General features: G+C 35.7%; 6 protein-coding genes and 1 pseudogene. 6 read left to right on the forward strand and 1 reads right to left on the reverse strand.

What is annotated here, in order from left to right:
• Positions 1-424 precede the first annotated feature (424 nt).
• Positions 425-1,351, forward strand: coding sequence for a hypothetical protein (locus V7068_RS20660; protein WP_499714351.1), 927 nt, complete (start codon positions 425-427; stop codon positions 1,349-1,351).
• Between the two features lie 321 nt (positions 1,352-1,672).
• Here the strand turns inward: V7068_RS20660 and V7068_RS20665 are convergent, their stop codons facing one another.
• The gene (locus tag V7068_RS20665; RefSeq protein ID WP_499714352.1) at positions 1,673-2,083 is read right to left on the reverse strand and encodes a VOC family protein; all 411 of its coding nucleotides are present in this window, start codon (positions 2,081-2,083) and stop codon (positions 1,673-1,675) included.
• Between the two features lie 242 nt (positions 2,084-2,325).
• On the opposite strand from V7068_RS20665, the gene V7068_RS20670 reads away from it, so the two are divergent.
• The 5 genes and pseudogenes from V7068_RS20670 to V7068_RS20690 all read left to right on the forward strand — a co-directional run.
• Positions 2,326-3,075: a PadR family transcriptional regulator gene (locus tag V7068_RS20670; RefSeq protein WP_252285884.1), complete on the forward strand. Its 750-nt coding sequence runs from the start codon at positions 2,326-2,328 to the stop codon at positions 3,073-3,075.
• Between the two features lie 4 nt (positions 3,076-3,079).
• A complete protein-coding gene (locus V7068_RS20675; RefSeq protein WP_499714353.1) occupies positions 3,080-4,009 on the forward strand; it encodes an MBL fold metallo-hydrolase in 930 nt (309 codons plus the stop codon).
• Between the two features lie 60 nt (positions 4,010-4,069).
• Positions 4,070-5,212, forward strand: a complete 1,143-nt coding sequence (locus tag V7068_RS20680; RefSeq protein WP_499714354.1) for an acyl-CoA dehydrogenase family protein — start codon at positions 4,070-4,072, stop codon at positions 5,210-5,212.
• Between the two features lie 96 nt (positions 5,213-5,308).
• Positions 5,309-6,592 carry an AAA family ATPase gene (locus V7068_RS20685; RefSeq protein ID WP_499714355.1) on the forward strand — a complete coding sequence of 428 codons (1,284 nt, stop codon included), beginning with the start codon at positions 5,309-5,311 and terminating at the stop codon, positions 6,590-6,592.
• A gap of 139 nt (positions 6,593-6,731) precedes the next feature.
• Positions 6,732-6,878 (forward strand): annotated as a pseudogene (locus V7068_RS20690) (pentapeptide repeat-containing protein); the annotation flags it as partial.
• Positions 6,879-6,921: the final 43 nt, after the last annotated feature.

The following is a 6,921-nucleotide window of genomic DNA, read 5'->3' on the forward strand; positions in this document are numbered from 1 at the left end:
CCATTTATTAAAAAATCCGGGAATAAGATTTATAGTCTAAAATTTGGTCAAAAAGGATTAAGATATCAATTAGCGCTTAGTTCTTAAAAACCTATACATAAAGGAATACAGAAGCTAGTGTACTGAAACCTAATGAATAGAGGTTATTCTGTTTCAAAATAATAACGAAATGGAGATAATAGAATGAAAAAGTTTCTGGCTTTAGTAACTCTTATGACTATCTAGTTAGCTCAATAGAATAAATCTAATCTCTACTTTAAATTAAAGGAATGAAAAAATGAGTTACAATATTAGTATATGGTCTGTACATAAAACCTTATTTGAGAATGAAGTTTTTAATCAGGAGAAGATTAAGAGGCAAAATAACGGAATCATCTACGAAGATAAAAATTGGCAAATCACAATAAGTGGTCCTTTTGAAGTAATGGAAGAAGATATTCTAAAAGAAGTGGTTGGTCAATTACCGGGAATCAAGTATTTTACAGAGATTATCTTAGAACCTTTCGATGCACCTAAAAGAGCTTTACAACTAGTCAAGAAAATGACCAAAATTTTAGCTCAATCTTCTCATGGAGTAGTAGTTGATGAACAGGAAGGGACTATCTTGTCCCTATCGGGTGTGAAAAGGCTGAAAACCATGTCTCCGAAGGATGATTCAAGTTTTCTTCAAATGACATGGTGGTTTATGAATGATTATACGTTTATAAAAGACGGTTTGGATACATTTTTAGATTTAATGGAATCCACGATGCCGGAAGCTTTACCTAGAAGATACGGAGTTTATGAGCCTCCTCAATTTAAATGGGCCGACAAAGGAAAAGAACACTTTATCCAGTTTGTGTCTGAGAATTTGTATGAAGGAATCGTTTGGTATCCAAGTAAGCCTTTTACAGATGTACATATTGGTATTCCAGATAAGATAGGCCCCACACGTGAAGGATTTAGATCATGTTACATCTCGATTGACTTTTTGGAAGAGGTCATGGATCAACCTGGATGGCCGTTAGAAATAAAACGATTTTGGTTGAAAACCTCCGAACTGTTAAATCCCTTTTACAGTGAGATTAGAAGGGGATGGAGTCCCGTATCTGGTTGGTGGTGGAGGGGACTACCTAAAAGGTTAGGAAATGCTGCGATTTTAGGAAAGCCTTATATTGATCTATGGCCAGATTTTATCAAAGAAGCCAAACAGACCAAAGGCGGTTTGTTTTATATTGAAAATATAAACGAGGACTATCAGGATCTTCATTCAATTATCGCAGAAGTGCCAGAGGATATTGTACAACCCAAGAATAAGAAAAAATACTCAAGAAAGTGGCCATTTGAGGGACCATTTTTAAAATACAAATAATGTTGCATCTTAAACTTTTAGAGAGTAGGCTTAATCTTGCTTTTTATGTTTTCTGAACACAATTATTAAACTCTAGTCACAAAATTAGAATGTCATTACTATTCTTTGTTCAACTATCCCGTTCGTAGAAGAAGGAACACAAAATAATTGTATAAAAGAAGGATTTAATTGAATTGAATATATTTAAAGCGCGTTTTAACTAAAATTTATTTCAAAACACGCTTTTTTGTTTGCTCTTTATCAAGGTGTATAGTGTAAATTTACTTCAAGACTACAACAAAAAACTCCCTCACAAATTGTGAAAGAGCGGGAGTCTGTCAGTTAAGCTTTTGTATAATTCAAATCCCACATTACACCGAATGAATCTTGAACTTTTGCATATTTAGCACCCCAGAAGGTATCTTGTAATTCCATTAGAATAGAACCTTTTTGACTTAATTGAGCATAGATGTATTGAATTTCTTCTTCGCTTTCTAATTCAAGAACAAGTGAAATGTTATTGCCAGCTTCATAAGGTTGATTAGGGAACACATCAGAAATCATAAGAAATAAAGAATCTTTTCTAAATTTTGCATGAATGATGAGATCATCAGCTTCTGGAGGAGTTGGGAAATCCGCTTCACCGTAAGTTTGTAATTCAACAACTTCACCTTGAAATAATTCTTTGTACAATTCTAACGCTTGTCTAGCATTTCCGTTAAATATTAAATAGGGGGTTGCTTGTTGTTTCATGTAATCTAATCACTCCTTTATTAAAACACAACGTTACCTAAGGTCATCCAACCATAACGTTTATTTCCAGTCTATTATATAAAAATTAGTGAGGCTTTGTCCATAAAAACAAGAACTAACGTTTGTGTTTTGAACTAACCTAAATACTTTACTATTTTGTTCCAACACAGGATAATGGAATTAAGATTAAGAAAAAAATATTCTAGCGAGTTTTCTGATAGAAATGTTATGGAGGGGTATGGATGGAGAAGGGAGAAAAGCTAACTGCTTCTGTTGAGTCGATTGGATTGAGTCAAAGAGAATTTTTAACGTTATTTTTACTTCATTCTTTATCGAAAAAAAGAAATTATCCGCGGGCGATTCATGGTGAATTAAAGAGCTCTTTTACAGGAAAAGTACATAGTTATGACTATTTGTGTAAAATCGCCAAACAACTTGTCGGATCTGGTCATCTTTCATTATACACGGAAAAAAGAAGGAATTATTATCAAATTACGGATAAAGGGAAAGAATTATTCGCATGGTATCAAAATAATTTCTCTGCTCGTTTTACAGAAGTCAAATTGGTGATTGATCGATTTGTGTATGATTTAACGGGATCAGGGCCTAATCCGGCAGTTACACATGACCTTCCAGAAGAATATAGGTCGTATATTTCGAAAATTGTTTCCGTAAAAGACTTAGTTCGTTATGTTACGCTGAAAACTTTATTTTCAAAGAAACCGATTTATATGGGAGAGATTGCGGATTTGCTCAAACATAAATTTGGTTGGATTGCGAGCAATGGATATCTGTATGATTTGTCTCATGAAATGGAGGAAATGGGGCTACTTGTTGGACGCTGGGAAAGTGAGAAGCGAACGAAGCGTTATTTACGTATTACAGATGAAGGGCAATACCATTATAAACAGATTGCAGATTCTGCCGCTCATCATGTTCAAGAAGTACAAAAATATTTAGCGAGTGTTCTCTCGTTTTTAGAAAAGGAATGAAGGTATGAAAAAACGTTATGAGAATCTAGATAACGTTTCAAACATGAAATCAATGAAGGATCTTTGGAAATGGCAGAAGGAAAGACGGCAGAAAAAGAAAGACTTATTACAGAAAATTCCACATGCAGAGCAGAAACAGATTAAGCAACTACAAGCAAATGGTTCTCATCCTTCAATTACATGGATTGGTCATTCAACGTTTTTGCTGCAATTGAATGGCCTGAATATTTTAACTGATCCCGTTTGGGCAAAAAGACAAGGTGTACAAAAGAGACAAACAAAGCCTGGTATATCGCTTGAGGATCTACCTGAAATTGATGTTGTTGTGATTTCACATGGTCATTATGATCATCTCGATTTTGGTACCATTCGGCGTTTGAAAGGGAATCCGGCTTTTTATGTACCACATGGGCTAAAAAAAGCATTTGTCAGAAGAGGCTATCAACATACATATGAAGCAAATTGGTGGGATTCTTTTCAAGCAGGAGAAGTGACACTTTCCTTTGTTCCAGCACAACATTGGACAAGACGTACGTTATTCGATACAAATACTTCATATTGGGGTGGATGGGTGCTACAGAATGAGAAAACTTCTTTTTATTTCGTAGGAGATACTGGTTATTTTCGTGGTTTTCAAGAAATTGCTGAGAAATTTAAGCCTCAATATGTCCTCATGCCAATTGGGGCCTATGAACCAGAATGGTTTATGAGTGATTCTCATATTAATCCAGAAGATGCGGTACGAGCGTTTCTTGAATTGTCAGGAGACTTTTTTATCCCTATGCATTACGGAGCCTATCGTTTAGCTGATGATACAGGGCCTGAAGCATTGGAACGACTTAATCAAGAATGGGAGCGGCAACAACTTCCTGATGAACAACTAAAAATACTCAGAATCGGAGAAACATTGTGGTGTTCATCGCTTTTGAGCTAAGTTGACTAAAGTGATAGAATTAAAGTAGATATTGTGTTTTATGAGGAAGGATGATGTTACGTGCCATTTTTTCAATCAAAGGAACAAGAGGATTATATCAATAGCTTAAATGCAGCCATTCAATTGTTTTCAGAACGTGCTGAAGCACTTGATGAATCAAGAGGTTTTCCTTTTGAAAATATGAAAGAGCTTAAGGAGTTCGGTTATCCTACATTAACATTAGCGAAGGAATACGGCGGGAGCGGAGGTTCGTTATATGATTTCCTATTAGCACAAGAAGCGATTGCTACTCAGTGTGGACCGACAGCATTAGCTATTGGCTGGCATGTTGGGACCATCCTTTCGTTAACTGAAAAAAAGCCATGGAATCCTGAGGTACTAGATGAATTTTTTCAAGAAGTAGCAAAGGGCGCGATTGTGAATACAGCGGCAACAGAGCCGAATTCAGGAAGTCCTACACGTGGTGCACGTCCTGAGACAATAGCCACTAAACAAGGTAATCAATGGAGTATCACTGGACGAAAAACATTCACGACACTTTCATATATTTTAGACATTATTCTTGTTACAGCTTGGATACCAGAAGAAGAGACCATGGGGACTTTTTTAATTCATCGAAATCTAGACGGTGTAAGTATTGAAGAAACATGGGATATGGTATCTATGCAAGGAACAGGCAGCCATGATTTAGTGTTACAAGATGTAACAGTACCAGAAAAGTATTTAGTTGTGCGGCAGCAGCCAGGAAAGAAACAAGGTGAAGGGTGGCTCTTACATATTCCAGCATGTTATTTAGGCATTGCTACGGCAGCGAGGAACTATGCCGTTGAGTTTGCGAAAACGTATAAGCCGAATAGTCTTCCAAGCCCAATTCGTGATTTGCCCAATGTGCAACGTACAATTGGTGAAATCGAATTAGAACTAGCAGAGGCGCGCCATTTTCTTTATTCTGTGGCTGAAAAGTGGGAACAACAACCAGAGCAGCGTCCATTCTTAATGAAAGAACTAGGAGCAGTGAAGCATTCTGTGACAAATCATGCTATTTCAGTTGTGGATAAAGCGATGCGTGTCGTTGGTGCAAAGAGCTTACAGCGAAACAACCCATTACAGCGTTATTATCGTGACGTTCGTGCAGGACTGCACAATCCACCGATGGACGATGCAACGATTACACTGTTAGCGAAGTCCGCTTTGTATGAGTAAAGAAAAAGAACACTAAACCTTAAAGGGGTTTTAGTGTTCTTTTTTATTCCTTTCATGTAAAATTGTAGGTAATTTACATAGAGGGGAAGGAATTTAGTGAGTAAAGTAAACCATCAATCTATTATTCAATTTTCTAAAACAAGTATAGAATCGGCACCACAATATTATAATTATGCGTTTGCCATTCATAACATACAAAAAAAGCTTACACAAGAAACAGAAAAGGAATTTCAACTATTTTCTGATGGTGAAACCTCTAATGAAATTTGGGAAGTACTCGAAGAAGATTTAATCATTCATCCTGATCGTGTTCAATCACTTGCTACTGTGTATGATTGTGTAGAAACAGGTGTCATTTCATCTAATCATAATGATAAGCAAATGGAATTCCTTGTTAAAGCAAGTATTAATAATCATTTATACTATTATCCAGACTATCAGATTGCGCTCGTACGAATGCCAATTTATCAAGCGCATGACAATATGGAACATGATTATGTATTTGCTGAAAACGAACAGGTATTAGGGAACTTTTTAACGTATGTATTAAAGCGGAAACGCGAATATATTAAAGATTATGTAACTGTATTTATTGATACGGAAGACGGCGTTGAAAATGAAAAAGAAAAGATTACGAATCTCGTTACACGTGAGGATGTTTTTTTAGAAGAGTCTATGAAAAAGCAAATTTACCGCTCGATTGATGAATTTTTTACAAACAGCGGAGAGTTTTTCAAAACGTATCAAATCCCTTATAAACGAGGAATTCTACTGTATGGTAAACCTGGAAACGGAAAAACAACGCTTGTTAAATCGATTGCAAACAGTATTTCAGCACCTGTAGCATACTGGCAAATTACAGAATATACAACAAGTTATTCGATTAAAGAAGTATTTTCATCTGTTGCGAAAATGGCACCAATGGTCTTAGTCATTGAAGACATTGACTCCATGCCAGAAGAAGTACGTTCAGTATTCCTCAATACATTAGATGGGGCAACGTCTAAAGAAGGTATCTTTTTAATTGGAACAACAAATTATCCAGAAAAAATCGATCCAGCGCTTATTAACCGTTCAGGACGATTTGATCGCGCTTATGAAATCAAAGGACCAACCCAAGAGATGCGTTATCAATATTTACTGAAGAAAAACATTACCAATCTAATCTCTAAAGAAGATCTAACATTGATTGCGAATTCAACAGATGGTTTTTCATTTGCGCAACTAAATGAAGTATATAATGCCGTCGCGCTTCAATGGCATTATGAACAGCAAGTAGACGTATTAGATATTTGCAACGAATTAAAAGCGGATAATCGAAAAAGTAAAGAGTTATCCTGGGATTCAGATAGTGAAACGAAGGTAGGATTTAACTTTTAATACTAATATGTATAGCAAAAAACCAACGACTAATGATGTTGGTTTTTTCTAATCTCAAATTAAAGAAGCTTTAAGAGGGTATAAAAATGGATAATGAAACAGCCAAAAAAGTTAGAGAAAGTTTAACAGCTGATTGTATGATTTTATTGGAGCTGATTTGCGCGATACGAATTTAAATGGAGCAAATCTTTCTACAAGTATGTTTTTAACTCAAATGCAAGTTAATTCCGCTAAAAGTAACGATAAAACAACATTACCAGCGCACATACAGAAGCCATCTCATTAGACTGATTGATTGTATTCTTATTTAAAAGTAAAGAGTTTTACTT

Source organism: Bacillus sp. JJ634 (genome assembly GCF_036962285.1).
In the GTDB taxonomy this organism is placed as follows: domain Bacteria; phylum Bacillota; class Bacilli; order Bacillales; family DSM-1321; genus Peribacillus; species Peribacillus asahii_A.